The 13,061-nt window shown below is 46.7% G+C and carries 13 protein-coding genes; 6 read left to right on the top strand and 7 right to left on the bottom strand.

The genetic code is table 11. The features are described from left to right. Positions 1–43 precede the first annotated feature (43 nt). Positions 44–268: a hypothetical protein gene (locus tag KXJ80_RS18035; RefSeq protein ID WP_037424339.1), complete on the top strand. Its 225-nt coding sequence runs from the start codon at positions 44–46 to the stop codon at positions 266–268. Between the two features lie 78 nt (positions 269–346). Next, positions 347–679: a hypothetical protein gene (locus KXJ80_RS18030; protein WP_037424342.1), complete on the top strand. Its 333-nt coding sequence runs from the start codon at positions 347–349 to the stop codon at positions 677–679. Positions 680–1,252: 573 nt separating this feature from the next. Here the strand turns inward: KXJ80_RS18030 and KXJ80_RS18025 are convergent. Next, the gene (locus tag KXJ80_RS18025) at positions 1,253–2,611 is read right to left on the bottom strand and encodes a YjiH family protein (protein ID WP_089068259.1); all 1,359 of its coding nucleotides are present in this window, start codon (positions 2,609–2,611) and stop codon (positions 1,253–1,255) included. A gap of 702 nt (positions 2,612–3,313) precedes the next feature. On the opposite strand from KXJ80_RS18025, the gene KXJ80_RS18020 reads away from it, so the two are divergent. Beyond that, on the top strand, positions 3,314–4,033 hold the full coding sequence (locus tag KXJ80_RS18020; RefSeq protein WP_218737192.1) for a DUF998 domain-containing protein: 720 nt from the start codon (positions 3,314–3,316) through the stop codon (positions 4,031–4,033). 15 nt (positions 4,034–4,048) lie between these two features. On the opposite strand, the gene KXJ80_RS18015 is transcribed toward KXJ80_RS18020, so the two are convergent. Together KXJ80_RS18015 and ubiU are read right to left on the bottom strand one after the other, a co-directional pair. Next, positions 4,049–4,921, bottom strand: coding sequence for a U32 family peptidase (locus tag KXJ80_RS18015; protein WP_218737191.1), 873 nt, complete (start codon positions 4,919–4,921; stop codon positions 4,049–4,051). Between the two features lie 31 nt (positions 4,922–4,952). Further along, positions 4,953–5,954 carry a ubiquinone anaerobic biosynthesis protein UbiU gene (ubiU, locus tag KXJ80_RS18010; protein WP_088585928.1) on the bottom strand — a complete coding sequence of 334 codons (1,002 nt, stop codon included), beginning with the start codon at positions 5,952–5,954 and terminating at the stop codon, positions 4,953–4,955. Positions 5,955–6,092: 138 nt separating this feature from the next. Between ubiU and ubiT the strand changes: the two genes are divergently transcribed. Next, on the top strand, positions 6,093–6,629 hold the full coding sequence (gene ubiT, locus KXJ80_RS18005; protein WP_218737190.1) for a ubiquinone anaerobic biosynthesis accessory factor UbiT: 537 nt from the start codon (positions 6,093–6,095) through the stop codon (positions 6,627–6,629). An 85-nt stretch (positions 6,630–6,714) separates the two neighbouring features. Here ubiT and KXJ80_RS18000 read toward each other — a convergent pair whose 3' ends face one another. Both KXJ80_RS18000 and trhP read right to left on the bottom strand, forming a co-directional pair. Beyond that, positions 6,715–6,966: a YfhL family 4Fe-4S dicluster ferredoxin gene (locus KXJ80_RS18000; RefSeq protein ID WP_011621854.1), complete on the bottom strand. Its 252-nt coding sequence runs from the start codon at positions 6,964–6,966 to the stop codon at positions 6,715–6,717. Between the two features lie 3 nt (positions 6,967–6,969). After that, positions 6,970–8,343: a prephenate-dependent tRNA uridine(34) hydroxylase TrhP gene (trhP, locus tag KXJ80_RS17995; protein WP_037415375.1), complete on the bottom strand. Its 1,374-nt coding sequence runs from the start codon at positions 8,341–8,343 to the stop codon at positions 6,970–6,972. 365 nt (positions 8,344–8,708) lie between these two features. On the opposite strand from trhP, the gene KXJ80_RS17990 reads away from it, so the two are divergent. Both KXJ80_RS17990 and KXJ80_RS17985 read left to right on the top strand, forming a co-directional pair. Beyond that, the gene (locus KXJ80_RS17990; RefSeq protein WP_037415376.1) at positions 8,709–9,548 is read left to right on the top strand and encodes an HDOD domain-containing protein; all 840 of its coding nucleotides are present in this window, start codon (positions 8,709–8,711) and stop codon (positions 9,546–9,548) included. Positions 9,549–9,633: 85 nt separating this feature from the next. Further along, positions 9,634–11,163 carry a putative bifunctional diguanylate cyclase/phosphodiesterase gene (locus KXJ80_RS17985; protein WP_172587580.1) on the top strand — a complete coding sequence of 510 codons (1,530 nt, stop codon included), beginning with the start codon at positions 9,634–9,636 and terminating at the stop codon, positions 11,161–11,163. Here the strand turns inward: KXJ80_RS17985 and KXJ80_RS17980 are convergent. Together KXJ80_RS17980 and KXJ80_RS17975 are read right to left on the bottom strand one after the other, a co-directional pair. Then, positions 11,152–11,565, bottom strand: a complete 414-nt coding sequence (locus KXJ80_RS17980; protein WP_169546914.1) for a thioesterase family protein — start codon at positions 11,563–11,565, stop codon at positions 11,152–11,154. The genes KXJ80_RS17985 and KXJ80_RS17980 overlap by 12 nt on opposite strands. A gap of 173 nt (positions 11,566–11,738) precedes the next feature. Continuing rightward, a complete protein-coding gene (locus KXJ80_RS17975; RefSeq protein WP_218737189.1) occupies positions 11,739–12,995 on the bottom strand; it encodes an adenylosuccinate synthase in 1,257 nt (418 codons plus the stop codon). Positions 12,996–13,061: the final 66 nt, after the last annotated feature.

The raw sequence follows: 13,061 nt of genomic DNA, 5'->3' as shown, positions 1-13,061 counted from the left end.
TGCCAAATATTTTGCAACTGTGCTTAGCGTTATGGAGTAATACATGAACGTAGCACGTGATCTTCATAATAGATGGCTTGGTGGCGAACAGATTGCAGGTGTGAAATTTTTAATGAATGACTATGTCGTGGTTGCATTTGGACGCCACGCCGGTCTATGTGGGTCTGTTGTATCTGTAATTAAGTTTGAGCCTAACCCGCCTTACGTTGTAGAAACAGAAAAAAATGGGGACATTGAGGTCAGGGAAAATGAGATTCACCACCCATAACAAGCGGTTGCAACGCCGCTACAGCGCTTCGCGCTTACAAACTGCGGTTGAACCGAACGTTATGCCTAGGGAGCTGTGATGAAGTTTTTAGCTGTCATAGCCATCTTGTTCTCTCTTCATGCGGAAGCAACTGAAGAGAAATTGCTGTGCGAACATAGAGAATTGCTTATTGAGCCAGATATGCAAATGAAGGAAAGTTTTTTCACTGAAAGTAATGCGGAGTCAGCTAAATCTGAATTAGAGAAGCTTGATTTAAGCAGCAATGATTTGATGATTCAGTTCGCCATTGAAAACAACAGCCGAATTGTGCGTGGCTATAAACTGCGAGCCAGAGCTATCGAGTCCGACAATAAGGAAGATATCAAATCTTTCTGCGATTTCTATGTGTCTGAGGCTTTCTATCACGACTAAAGGCAAACAAGGCGCAGTAACACGCAACTTACAAACTGCTATAGTACTTGGCGTTAATCCATAGAAATTTTTATCCGAAACTGACGAGTTAGAGTTAAGGCTTCAACTAGGAAACTGTCCCAAAACATGCTGCGTATTTCTTTTTAAAACTTACAGATTACGCCAACGCTAAATAGGTGAGCCATGGAGGTTTGCGAGACGACCGTCCGCCCCATGGCCGCTTTTTGGCATCCATGCCATCGCGGCATTCGTGAATCCATTCACATCAGACGGCGGTCGAGCATCCACGGATGGACTTGCTGCGTGTCGGTGAGAGAATGCCATGGTTCACCAAAAGCCAGCACTTAAAGAATTAAACGGCCAAACTTTATCCTTCAGCAGTAGTATCCAGAAATTCTAAATGACTTCCTGTAAAACTGAGTTATATGGTGGCGAGTGGAGTTTGTACGACTAACCCACACTCAACGAAGTAATCAAAACTGTCTGTTCGTGTATGAGTTGAGTGTATAAGTGAGTACAAAAAAGGGGAGTCAGTTAATCTGACTCCCCTTGATATTTAAGGTGATGTTGCGCTTAGAACAGCAAGTGAGCCACGCCGGCAATTACTGGCAGAGTCACTAAGGTGCGCAGTACGAACACGACAAAAAGCTCAACAAAATTCACTGGGATCTTACTGCCAATCAGCAGTGCGCCCACTTCACTCATGTAAATTAGCTGGGTTACGGATAACGCGGCAATCACAAAGCGGGTCATATCCGATTCGATAGAGCTGGCTAAAATCGACGGGATAAACATATCGGCAAAGCCAACAACGATAGTTTTAGAGGCTTCGGTGGCTTCTGGGATATGCAGCAGTTCCAATAACGGAATGAATGGCATACCTAAGTAATTGAAGATAGGCGTATGCTCGGCGATGATCAGCGCGGTGGTACCAATGGCCATTACCACTGGGATAATGCCAAATACCATATCGATAACGTTTTTAATCCCTTCATTTAGAACGGCTTTGACACCACCAGCACTGGCAGCTTTCTCGAGTGCTTTATCAAAGCCCCAAGAGAGTGCGCCGTGTCCTGCGGGGATCATCTCATCGTCGGGTTGACGTGGCGTATCGTCGATATAGTTATCTTTTTTCCACGACAGTGGTGGCAGCTTAGGCACAATCACGGCCGCCGCAAAACCCGCTAAACATACGGTTAGGTAGAAGGGCACAAACATTTGCTCTAACTTCACCTGAGAGATCACCACTAAGCTGAAGGTAATTGACACCGCCGAGAAGGTGGTACCGATAACCGCGGCTTCCCTTTGGGTGTAAAAACGCGCTTCGTATTGCTTGCTAGTCAACAAAATACCAACGCTTCCATCACCTAACCAAGAGGCCATACAGTCGATGGCGCTGCGACCTGGCAGGTTAAACACGGGGCGCATTACCTTGGTCAGCAGGGTGCCAAATAGCTCTAATAGACCGAAGTTTAACAGCAGCGGCAGTAACATACCGGCGAAGATAAACACCGAGAAGAGTACGGGTAACAGGTCGTTCAGTACTAAGGCGCCAGTGCTTGAAGAGTTAATGGCTTCAGGGCCAATGCCAAAGTAGGTCAGTACGATAAAGACGGCGCCGACGACGCGCGTCGCAAGCCAGAGCGGGCTGATGTTGAGTAACCCATTGAGGAAGTGATTGTTCAGCACAAACTTAGGTTTGAGTAACTTTGTCAGCAACGAAGCCAAGGCCATGGCGACAACAATCACAGTCACGATTAAGGTTAATACATCGCTTAACACGCTTTGCAGTGCTTTAGAGATGATTGCGATGGGAATCGTTATCGCATCGTTATAGCTGATAGGGGTCATAAACAGCAGCAGACCGATCAGCGAAGGGACGATAAAGGTGAGTATCGTCTTAATGTTGCGGTTTTTATGTTCAGTAGCCAATGGTGTACACCTTAAAGTACGAGTCGCACAAATAAACTTGAATAAATGCTCTCTCAAAACCGCATTCTTTGCTGGGGTGAGGTGCATTTTAATTCAACTCAAAATCGAGAAGGGGGAAGATTACTCGCTTAGCGCCGCTATGTAAAACGATTCGGAAATTTGTTTGAGATAAGCAGCAAAATAGCATAGTTATTTGGGCGATTTCTAATGAATGAATTGGGCGTAAAATAGCGTTTTGATGCGGTTTATTTTAATTTAATCAAATAATTATAGAATGGTGTTGCGAATTGTTTATTGAGTTGTTTTGCTCTTGGGGTTATTGGTTTTTTTGTGATATTTTGTTCAAAATTTTCTCAATGGATCTTCACTAATTACACTTTTAGATGCTTTTTTGTCCATGAATCGTATCGGGGCTTCAGTTGTTGCTAACTTAATGTGAGCGAACTAACACTGGTGACAATGATGGGGTAACCTTTTGGGATGATACAGCGATAATTGAATTTATTGTGATTATTTATTCATTTTTAACTTTGGATTTGCATATATTTTATTGAAAAATGACTAAATGCCGAGTGTTTTTGCGATGACTAAAAAATCGCGAATAGTGATGAAATAAAATATTACGCTAAAGAGGATGGGGGCCGCTTTAATTCTTTGTAATTCCATGTAAGTTAGTACTACTTTGGTTTGGCTAAATTATCCATGACTGTTATAAAAATGAATATGGCAACAAGGGGCTCGGCACTTGCCACTAAGTTTGGTTTCCTTGGTATTTTTGGATTGATGCTGGGGATCTGTGTGGCGGTATTCGGATTTGATTACTCTGAAACACGCTCCTTCAATTTTTTAAATCATACACTGAGTGAATTGGGAACCTATGGCCATTCTAGCTTTGCCGTGGTGCTCAATGGCGGTTTATTTTTTGGCAGTTTAAGCGTTGTTTTTTATTGTCTTTCCTCCCTACAGACTGTAAACGGGTTTTGGGGGTATCCTTTCTTTTGCGCTCTAGCACTGACGTTTTTAGCCTTGGCCTGTGTTGGGCTATTTCCGGTCAATGTGTATCACTTGCATATCCTCGCACTTAAATGGTTTTTCTACTTTGGCAGCTTAAGTGCAATTTGTTATTTACTATGGGTGGGATTCGGCTCGCAGCACTGTCAGCGCTTGACGATATTATTAGCGCTGTTGGTATTGCTCAGTATGATGACTTTTCTCTATGTGCCGCTGTTAGCACTGGGCTTAACGGAAGGAGACAGACCTTTCTATCAAGAAATGGTACTGCAATTGCCAAGGCCCGATTTATGGTGGCCTGCATTGCTGGAATGGATTGGGCTTGGGAGTCTATTAAGTTGGACGGTGGCGCTGCTATTAACGCCACCATCATGTATCCCCACATTCACCCAGGAGCAAACGCTTGAGTGAAGTAGGCTATGTCTTTTATCTGACGAAGGATTTTAGCCCTGCTTCGCCAAACCAGTAACCGTTACAGTGCTCATCGCTAAGAGGAAACTGAGCGTCCGTTGCCTCGCTAGTTAATGCCTCGACCAGCGTATCGGCCTTGGTGATACAGGCTACGCTGCTGGGCGAAACCCGAAACACATCTACGCCAACCTTTATCATTTCATTGATTTCACTGCGTAAATCGACACAGCTGGCCGACTGGGTTTGAATGCCATTTAACCTCAGCAAAGGCTGAGCTTCTTGGGTTTGTGCTAGTAAACCCTTGCTGTATTGGCGGCAAACGGTTTCGCAGCTGTCCTTCGACAAATGTCGATGCCTAGCGGTAAAGCAACGCGCCGAGTGGGCGAGCGGCAAGTAGCCATGGCCGAGCACTTCAACTTCGAATGCGGGCCTGTGCGCGACCACTTGGCTAAGCCAAGTCTTAGATAGTTCTACCGGCATCACAAAGCGCTGCATGCCAAAGCGCTGCAAAATATCTAAACTGGCGCGGTTGTAGTTATTGATGCTGGCGCCGCAGACAAAGGGCAGCTTGTGCTCCTTGGCGAGATACACGGCCGCCATGTCGTTGGCCTCAATGCTAAACTCGCCATTGTCGACTTGACGTTTAAGCTCAGTGTATTCAGAGGGCGCTTCGATAAGGGCGAGCGTTGACAGCACCACCTCTTTACCCGCAGATTTAAGCATTTTGGCCAGTTCGAGATAGTCGCCAAACTTGAGTTCGCGTCGACGGCTACAAACGGCTTCACCCAAATAAACTAACGGGATCTGACTATTGGCCACCTGCTGGTAAAAGTCGATGACCTGTTGTTTTTCCCAGCAATAGAGCAGTGGGCCGAGGGAAATTTTCATAATCGTTTCTTCTTTGTGGTTATCGCTAGGGCTATTGCCAGTCACGCTCGTAGGCGCCTAAGGTGGTAATTTGGCCTTCGGATACTTTCGCGAGGGCTTGCTCCCAATGGGCCTGAGTCTGGAATTTATCTGGATTATTAAGATAAGTATCAATCGCTTGACGCCAAACCTTGGTCACCTGTTCTACATAGGCAGGGCTGCGCTGACGCCCCTCAATCTTGAGTGACACTATGCCCGCCTTGGCAAGCTCAGGCAGCAAGCTAAGGGTATTTAAGCTGGTGGGAGACTCGAGCAGATATTGCGGTTTATCATCGTCTTGGGTGAGATAACGGCCCTTACAGACCACAGGATAGCCCATTTGTTCATCGAGCCCTGATTTATCAATTAAGACCTCGTTGAGGCGAGTCAGCCTGTCTTGGCCCTGTTCCTGCCAGCGCACGTGTTTCGCTGGCGAGCAAGAGCCACCAGTGTTTGGCGATTGACCGGTAACATAGGAGGATAAGTGGCAGCGGCCTTCGGCCATAATGCACAGGCTGCCAAAGGCAAAGACCTCTAAATCGACTGGGCTGACCTTGGCGAGGTCACGTACTTGTTTCATCGACAGCACTCTGGGTAATACCACCCGCGCGATATTAAAAGCCTCTTTATAAAAGCTCAGTGCGCCCAAGTTGGTGGCGCTGGCCTGTACCGATAAATGCAGCGGAATATGCGGATATTGCCTGTGGGCATAGTCGAGCAGCGACAGATCGGCAACGATTAAGGCATCAACGCCAATACTGGCCGCTAAGTCGATGGCTTGATACCAGCGGTGCTCTTCATTTGGCTTAGGAAAGGTATTTAAGGTGAGGAAGATTTTCTTGCCCCGCTGATGGGTGAGCTCGGCGGCTTCCTGTAATTTTGCAGGGGTGAAGTTTAAGCCCGCGAATGAACGTGCATTGGTATCATCCTTTAACCCAAGGTAGACAGCATCGGCTCCGGCCTGCAGCGCCGACTTTAGCGAGGCCAGGTTTCCTGCTGGACACAACAACTCCATAATGGTGCTCCCGATAAAATAACAGGGGCAGAGTGTAGGGAAGATTGAATGGCGGTGAATTGATTTAAAACAGGTTTAAGATCATAAAATCTCGGTAAACTGGGAGATATAGTGTTTTTTATCCTTAGGTAACTGCTTATGTCCGCTGTTTTTTCAGCTAATCTTGCTAAACAATTGTTAGAACTCACCCCAAAACTGATCCGTTTGCCACTCTCTAAAGTGCCCTTTAGCCTCAAGGCTAAGGTGCTAAGCCAACTACTAACACAGCTGCTGGCGTCGCAGGCTGAAGATGGCGAGTTAGATTTTTTGGCAGGTAAGTGGGTTGCGATTCGAGTTGAAGATCTAAATCTGCATTTTGAAGTGAGTTTCGATGGCCGTTGGCAGGTGCGTGAACTGACCGATGCCCAAGTGACATTTAGTGCCAAGTCTGCGGAATTATTGTTAGTTGCGGCGGCGAAAGAAGACCCAGACACGTTGTTTTTCCAACGTAAACTCAGCATCGAGGGCGATACCGAGTTAGGGCTTGAGGTGAAAAATCTGCTGCTCAGTATCGAATTTGCCAGCTTACCTGCGCCGATCCGCTTAAGCGTTAAAAAGCTGGCCGATGCCATTGTGCGTTTGCAGCTTGAGGCAAAACCGACGGTGATTTTAGCTAAATCCCCAAGCTTAAGCTGATGCGAACGTGGTTGTAATCAACCGATAAACAAAGCCCCGCTGACATTGCGGGGCTTTTGGTTAAGTTTAAACGGCTGACGCTCACTCAAATTTTTTGCGTGAGAATGGCAAATTTGACCAACAGCTCGTCGTGGGACTCGACGCGGTTAGGGTCTGGGTCAATACAATCAATCGGACAGACGGAGACGCAGGTCGGCTTATCGTAGTGGCCTACGCATTCGGTGCAGCGGTCTGGGTCGATTTCATAGATTTCTTCCCCCATGGTGATGGCCTGATTTGGGCATTCAGGTTCACACATGTCGCAATTGATGCAGCTGTCGTCGATCAGTAATGCCATGCCTTAGCCTGCTTCGTGTGGGTTACGGGTATCCTGACCTTGAGGCAGGTTACGCAGTAAAATGCCGTGGTTCAGATCAACCTCTTTCGGCACGGGCAAGTAAACGGTATGGCCCGAACCTAATCCCGCTTCAACCGCTTCGGCTTTGCGGTTTTCGAGTTGTTCGATAGTAAGGCTGATATTGCCCTGCGGCGTCATTAATTCAACACTATCACCGACAGAGAATTTGTTCTTCACTTCGATTTCGGCAAGGCCTGCCAGATTGCGTTTACCGGTTAATTCACCCACAAATTGTTGGGTATCGCTGACCGAGTAACCATAGTCGTAGTTTTGGTATTCATCATGCACATGGCGACGTAAGAAACCTTCGGTGTAGCCGCGGTGCGCTAAGCCTTCGAGTTGATTCATCAAGCTGCGATCAAAGCTCTTGCCTGAGGCGGCATCGTCGATGGCCTGACGGTATAGCTGGGCGGTACGGGCCACATAGTAGAAAGACTTAGTACGGCCTTCGATCTTCAGCGAGTCGATGCCCATTTTCGCCAAACGCTCAACGTGTTGGATTGCGCGCAGGTCCTTAGAGTTCATGATATAAGTGCCATGCTCATCTTCAAACGCTGGCATATATTCACCGGGGCGATTGGCTTCTTGCAGCAGGAATATTTGGTCGGTCGCAGGACCCGCGCCTAAGGTTGGCGTCTCGATTTGCACCGCATTAGCTTGTGGCGACAGAGCAATGATATCCCCCGAGTCGGTTTGCTGCGCTTCATGCACATCGTATTTCCAACGGCAGGCGTTAGTGCAAGTGCCTTGGTTTGGATCGCGCTTATTGATGTAACCCGACAGCAAACAACGGCCAGAGTAGGCCATACACAGGGCGCCGTGTACAAAAACTTCTAACTCTATGTCGGGGCAGCGTTGGCGGATTTCTTCGATTTCATCTAAGGATAATTCACGGGATAAAATCACCCGTTTAATGCCTTGGGTTTGCCAGAATTTGACCGACGCCCAGTTAATGGCATTCGCTTGCACCGATAAATGCACCACCTGCTCAGGGAAAGCCTCACGCACCATCATGATAAGGCCAGGATCTGACATGATCAGCGCATCGGGCTTCATCGCCACTACTGGCTCCATATCTTTGATATAGGTTTTGAGCTTGGCGTTGTGGGGAGCAATGTTACTCACCACATAAAGCTTTTTACCCAGCGCATGGGCTTCTTCGATACCCGTTGCGAGGTTTTCCATCTTAAAGTCGTTATTACGTACCCTTAGGCTGTATCTCGGCTGACCGGCATATACGGCATCTGCACCATAGGCAAAGGCGTAACGCATGTTTTTCAGCGTCCCAGCGGGAGATAACAACTCTGGTTTAAACATAATGACTCTCGAATTGGTTGGTAGATGGAGGCGCAATGCGCGGGGGCGGCATTTTACACAATCAAAGTAGGCTTATGCAAATTGCTACGTCTAAGATTAGGTATAGTTCGCGTTTTACGAATATACCTACCATTCTTACTCTGACGATCGTGCGAGACCATGAATCCATTTGTGTGTTTCCATTGATTTTCACCTTTAACTTAATCTGAGATATCAAAGCGTAAAATGTTTTGTCGTGAGACTAAATTGATAACAGCGTCATACAAATAATTAACGTCTGATGCTTTTTTCTGCCCATCAAATGATCGTCAACTGATATACTCCAACTATTACCGCTTTATGTTTGCAGATTGATGGGAGCGAAGATGTCTACTGAACATCTACTGTTAGTCGGATTACTTAAAAAATTAAAAGATGATGCCTTAGTATTGCCAACCTTGCCTGAAGTCGCCATGCGGGTGCAAGAAGTGGTGAGCCGCTCAGATGCAAGTCTTAAGCAAGTGGCAGAGGTGATCGGTCAAGATGCGGCCATTTCGGCGCGTATTATTAAAGTGGCCAACAGTGCCTTGTATAGTCGTGGGATTCCCGCCGAGAGTATTAATAGCGCAGTCTCCCGTATTGGCTTAATCCAAATTAAGAGTATTGCGACATCAGTGGCGATGGAGCAGCTATTTATTTCCACCAATGAAATGGTGTGGGAAGTGATGGATGAGGTTTGGCGTACTTCTATCGATGTGACGGCCGCGGCTTGTGCCATATTGCAGATGTACAATAAGCGTCGTCCTAGCCAGTTAAATTTAGACACTTTAACCCTTGCAGGTTTAGTCCATAATATCGGTGCTTTGCCTGTGCTCACTGAGGCGGAGGCCCATCCTGAGTTATTTACCAGTATTGAGCAATTGCGTTCTTTAGTACGTAAAATGCAAGGCCCTTTAGGTCGTGCCGTGTTAAAAAGTTGGGATTTTGCCCCTGAGGTGATGGAAGTAGTTGAGCGATGGGCTGATTTGCCCTATTTACCCGACCATGTTACCTACTTAGATTTTATTCGCGCCGCGGCATTCTACACTGGTGAGTTACGCGCAGGAGCTGATTTTGAGCAGCGGATGGATGTGTTTGTTAGCCGTGGATTGCCCGTCTCGGCGAATGACTTAGCAAGTGATGAATTTATGGATAAATTCCATTCAATCAAAGAAAGTTACCAGTAATCCTAGGGCTTAGAAGGAAATTAATCTTGTCCTATGGTGAGGAAATATTGGTCATTAGCTTACGCTGTAAGATTGAGGCCTAGATATGGTTATTCTGGAGTTTATCAGTTTAGCGTTGGTTATTGTTTTGATCGCCGTGCTGTTTCTTTTACGCACAAGATCCCAAGCATTGCGCCAACAGCAGCAATTCTTAGCACAGTTATGCCCTCAACTTGAAAAGCAAAAGACGGACCGAAGCCCACTTAACATTGCAGATGTGCCGCAAGAGTATGCGTCCCTGTATCATTCCTTAAATGAGATGTTAGCCGCGTTACCCGCGGGGATGGGCAAAGATAAGCTGACAGGCTTAAATAATCGTGTTGGGCTTAAACGCGCACTGGCTTCGTTAATGCCTATCACACAAGGTACTTTAGTCCTTATTGATATTTATCGTTTTCGCTATGTGAACGATCTTTTTGGGTTTGTGTTTGGCGATATTTTGCTAAAACAGTTTGCCGAGCGGTTAACTGGCTTAAGCCTAAAACCGAAACTGATTGCCCGCTTAAATGGTGATGAGTTTTTTCTCTATTACGAGCAGAGTTTGTCGCAGGAGTCGTTGCTGCATTTACGTGGGCGCTTGCAGGTACCCTTTAAAATTAAGGATACGCCAGTCAGTGTGCGCCTACAAATTGGCTGTTTGCAATTAGCGCAGCACCATGCAGACGTGAGTAATATGCTCAGAAGACTCGATTTGGCACTCAAAAAAGCCCGTTCAACTCGAATCGAAATTGCCTGTTACAGTGAGAATGACGATATTCGCCAGCTGCGAGAATTAAAGATTATTGATAGCTTGCCTAATGGTTTACAACGCAATCATTTATACATGGTTTACCAACCTAAGCAGGATGTTACCTCAGGGGGATGCACTCAGGTCGAGGCATTAATCCGCTGGGAACATGAAGAGCTAGGATTGGTTTCTCCTGGGGAATTTATCCCACTTGCCGAATGCGCGGGTATGATCGATCTCGTTAGCCATTGGGCCTTAGAACAAGTGCTCCAGCAGCAGGTAAAATGGCGATTAGCGGGGATTTCTGTTTGTGTTGCGTTGAATTTATCGACTCGCGATCTCGATAGTGAAACCTTACCCCATGAAATCGATGCGCGCCTAAAGCATTACCAGTTACCGCCAGAATGCTTAATGATTGAAATTACTGAGAGTACTTTGATGGCAGATTTAAATAAAGCCGTTGATACCTTAGCGCAAATCCGCAGCCTTGGGGTAAAACTCGCCATCGATGATTTTGGTACAGGTCATTCTTCCCTCGCTTATTTAAAACATTTACCTGCAAACGAAGTGAAGATTGATAAAGCATTTCTTGAGGATCTGAAACCGAACGAACCCTCTGAATATATCCTTGAGGCCAGCATTAATATTGCTAAAAAACTCGGTTATGAGGTAACGGTCGAAGGCGTCGAAACCCAAGAGGTGCTTAATTTCTTAGTCAAGATGGGCGTCGATCGGATTCAAGGCATATGCTACGCCAAGCCAATGCGGGCAGTAGAGCTTGAGATGCACTGGCATCGACTCCGTCCTGCACCCAAAATGCTTTGCGTCAATATGGGGTCACATTCCTAAGCTTAATTGAGTGATTAACTCGGCTGGCATCGGCGCGAGTTGCCGCGTCTGATTCATACAGACCATTTCAATGGTGGCCGTGACCGCAGGTTTTTTGCCGTTGGGTCGCCAAATTTCCTGCTGCCATACAGTGCGGTATTTACTCTCAAAGTAGAACTTAGTGCGGATATCGATGATGTCGGCAAATTCCACGCCTTCGTGGCACAACATATCACTGCGATACACGGCGAAACCTAATTGTTGCTGTTGCCAGAGCTCGCGTAAACGCTCGGCGCCAATCACATGCTCACGGGCACGCTCGAAGTATTTCAAAAAGTTCGGGTGATACACCACACCAGAAAAGTCGGTATCTTCGTAGTAAATTTGCACAGGAAAAGAATAAGTCGGGCTAAATTGCGGCATAAAATCATCGATATAGGATTATTCATTTGAGCGCAGTCTAGCGGTTTATTTTGTGAAACAAAACCCAAGAGAGTCGCTCAGTCCCATTGGAATGGGGGATGAGTATAAAAAGCAAAAGTAAAAAGCCATATTCGCCGAAACGAATATGGCTTTTTTGTAGGGTAATCGATGCGTTAGCGAATGATCATTTGATCGCGCTCAGGTCCAACTGACACCATGCTGACGCGCACGCCCATGAGGGCTTCGATGCGTTCAACATAATGTTGTGCAGCCTTTGGCAGACTTTCGAAGGTACGGCAAGTGGTGATGTCTTCACTCCAGCTTTCCATTTGCTCATACACTGGGCTTAATGCAGCCGTTTGTGGCCAAATTGGGTTCTCAGTGTGCTCACCGTCGTAGGCAACACAAATCTTGAGATCTTTCATGCCTGTCAGGCAGTCAATCTTGGTCAGGGCGATTTCAGTTGCTGCTTGCAGCTCAACACCATTACGAGTCGCAACGGCATCGAAGTAACCCATATCACGTGGACGACCCGTAGTCGCACCAAACTCGTTGGCGTTTTTACGGAAGTCATCCTGCTCTTCCATCGCGGTAACTAAAGTACCCGTACCGACAGATGAGCTAAAGGCTTTGGCTACGGCAATGATGCGCTCTGGGCGCAGTGCGGGTAAGCCACTGCCTAGACCTGCGAAAGCCGCTGTTACGTTAGAAGAGGTTGTGTACGGATATTCACCGTAAATTAAGTCACGACCTGCGCCTAATTGCGCTTCAAACAGTAAGTTAGCATCTTGTTTTTGCAGCGCTTTTAATGGCTCTGTCACGTTACAGATAAAGGGACGCCATGGCGCGGTGACATCTAATAACCACTGAGTCATTTCGGCGGCAGTTTGGGAGAAGTCACAGCTTGGATAGAGCGCCTTTAACTGTGGTAGCTTCCAATCAAGCATAAATTGAATGCGCTCTTGCAGTACTTCGGGTTGCTTTAACCAACCAACCAGAATGCCTTTTTTCATCACACGATCGCCATAGGCGGGAGCGATACCTTGACGGGTTGAACCGTAGGCCAGATCGCCTAAGCGTTGTTCTTCTAAGGTATCTTCCAGTGCGTGGATAGGTAAGCAAAGGGTTGCGCGGTCAGAAATGCATAACTTAACTTCAATGCCAGCCGCTTCGACTTCGGCGATTTCAACACTGAGTTTTTCAGGGCTGATCACCATGCCAGGACCAAGTACTGCAACGCAGTTTAGATTGAAAATACCGCTAGGTAATTGGTGTAATTTAAAGGTGCCATAGTCGTTTACGACTGTATGGCCTGCGTTGTTACCGCCTTGAAAGCGAACACTCGCAGCAGCATCAGCGGCTAAATAATCTACGATGCGGCCTTTGCCTTCATCACCCCAATTTGCACCCACAACTACGATAGACGGCATAACATCATCTCCACAGGAATTAAGCGGTTATGCTAGACCCCGTCATCGAATAAGAGAAATTAATTA

The sequence above is a fragment of the Shewanella xiamenensis genome, assembly GCF_024971755.1.
Classification (GTDB): domain Bacteria; phylum Pseudomonadota; class Gammaproteobacteria; order Enterobacterales; family Shewanellaceae; genus Shewanella; species Shewanella xiamenensis.
Note: the sequence above shows the minus strand (reverse complement) of the source record. Positions and strands in the feature narration are given on the sequence as shown.

Coding starts and splice junctions, on each gene's coding strand:
- ubiT (WP_218737190.1), top strand. CDS start 6,093: ATGTCCGCTGTTTTTTCAGCTAATCTTGCTAAACAATTGTTAGAACTC.
- trhP (WP_037415375.1), bottom strand. CDS start 8,343: ATGTTTAAACCAGAGTTGTTATCTCCCGCTGGGACGCTGAAAAACATG.
- ubiU (WP_088585928.1), bottom strand. CDS start 5,954: ATGGAGTTGTTGTGTCCAGCAGGAAACCTGGCCTCGCTAAAGTCGGCG.
- KXJ80_RS17975 (WP_218737189.1), bottom strand. CDS start 12,995: ATGCCGTCTATCGTAGTTGTGGGTGCAAATTGGGGTGATGAAGGCAAA.
- KXJ80_RS18035 (WP_037424339.1), top strand. CDS start 44: ATGAACGTAGCACGTGATCTTCATAATAGATGGCTTGGTGGCGAACAG.
- KXJ80_RS18020 (WP_218737192.1), top strand. CDS start 3,314: ATGACTGTTATAAAAATGAATATGGCAACAAGGGGCTCGGCACTTGCC.
- KXJ80_RS18015 (WP_218737191.1), bottom strand. CDS start 4,921: ATGAAAATTTCCCTCGGCCCACTGCTCTATTGCTGGGAAAAACAACAG.
- KXJ80_RS17990 (WP_037415376.1), top strand. CDS start 8,709: ATGTCTACTGAACATCTACTGTTAGTCGGATTACTTAAAAAATTAAAA.
- KXJ80_RS17985 (WP_172587580.1), top strand. CDS start 9,634: ATGGTTATTCTGGAGTTTATCAGTTTAGCGTTGGTTATTGTTTTGATC.
- KXJ80_RS17980 (WP_169546914.1), bottom strand. CDS start 11,565: ATGCCGCAATTTAGCCCGACTTATTCTTTTCCTGTGCAAATTTACTAC.
- KXJ80_RS18000 (WP_011621854.1), bottom strand. CDS start 6,966: ATGGCATTACTGATCGACGACAGCTGCATCAATTGCGACATGTGTGAA.
- KXJ80_RS18030 (WP_037424342.1), top strand. CDS start 347: ATGAAGTTTTTAGCTGTCATAGCCATCTTGTTCTCTCTTCATGCGGAA.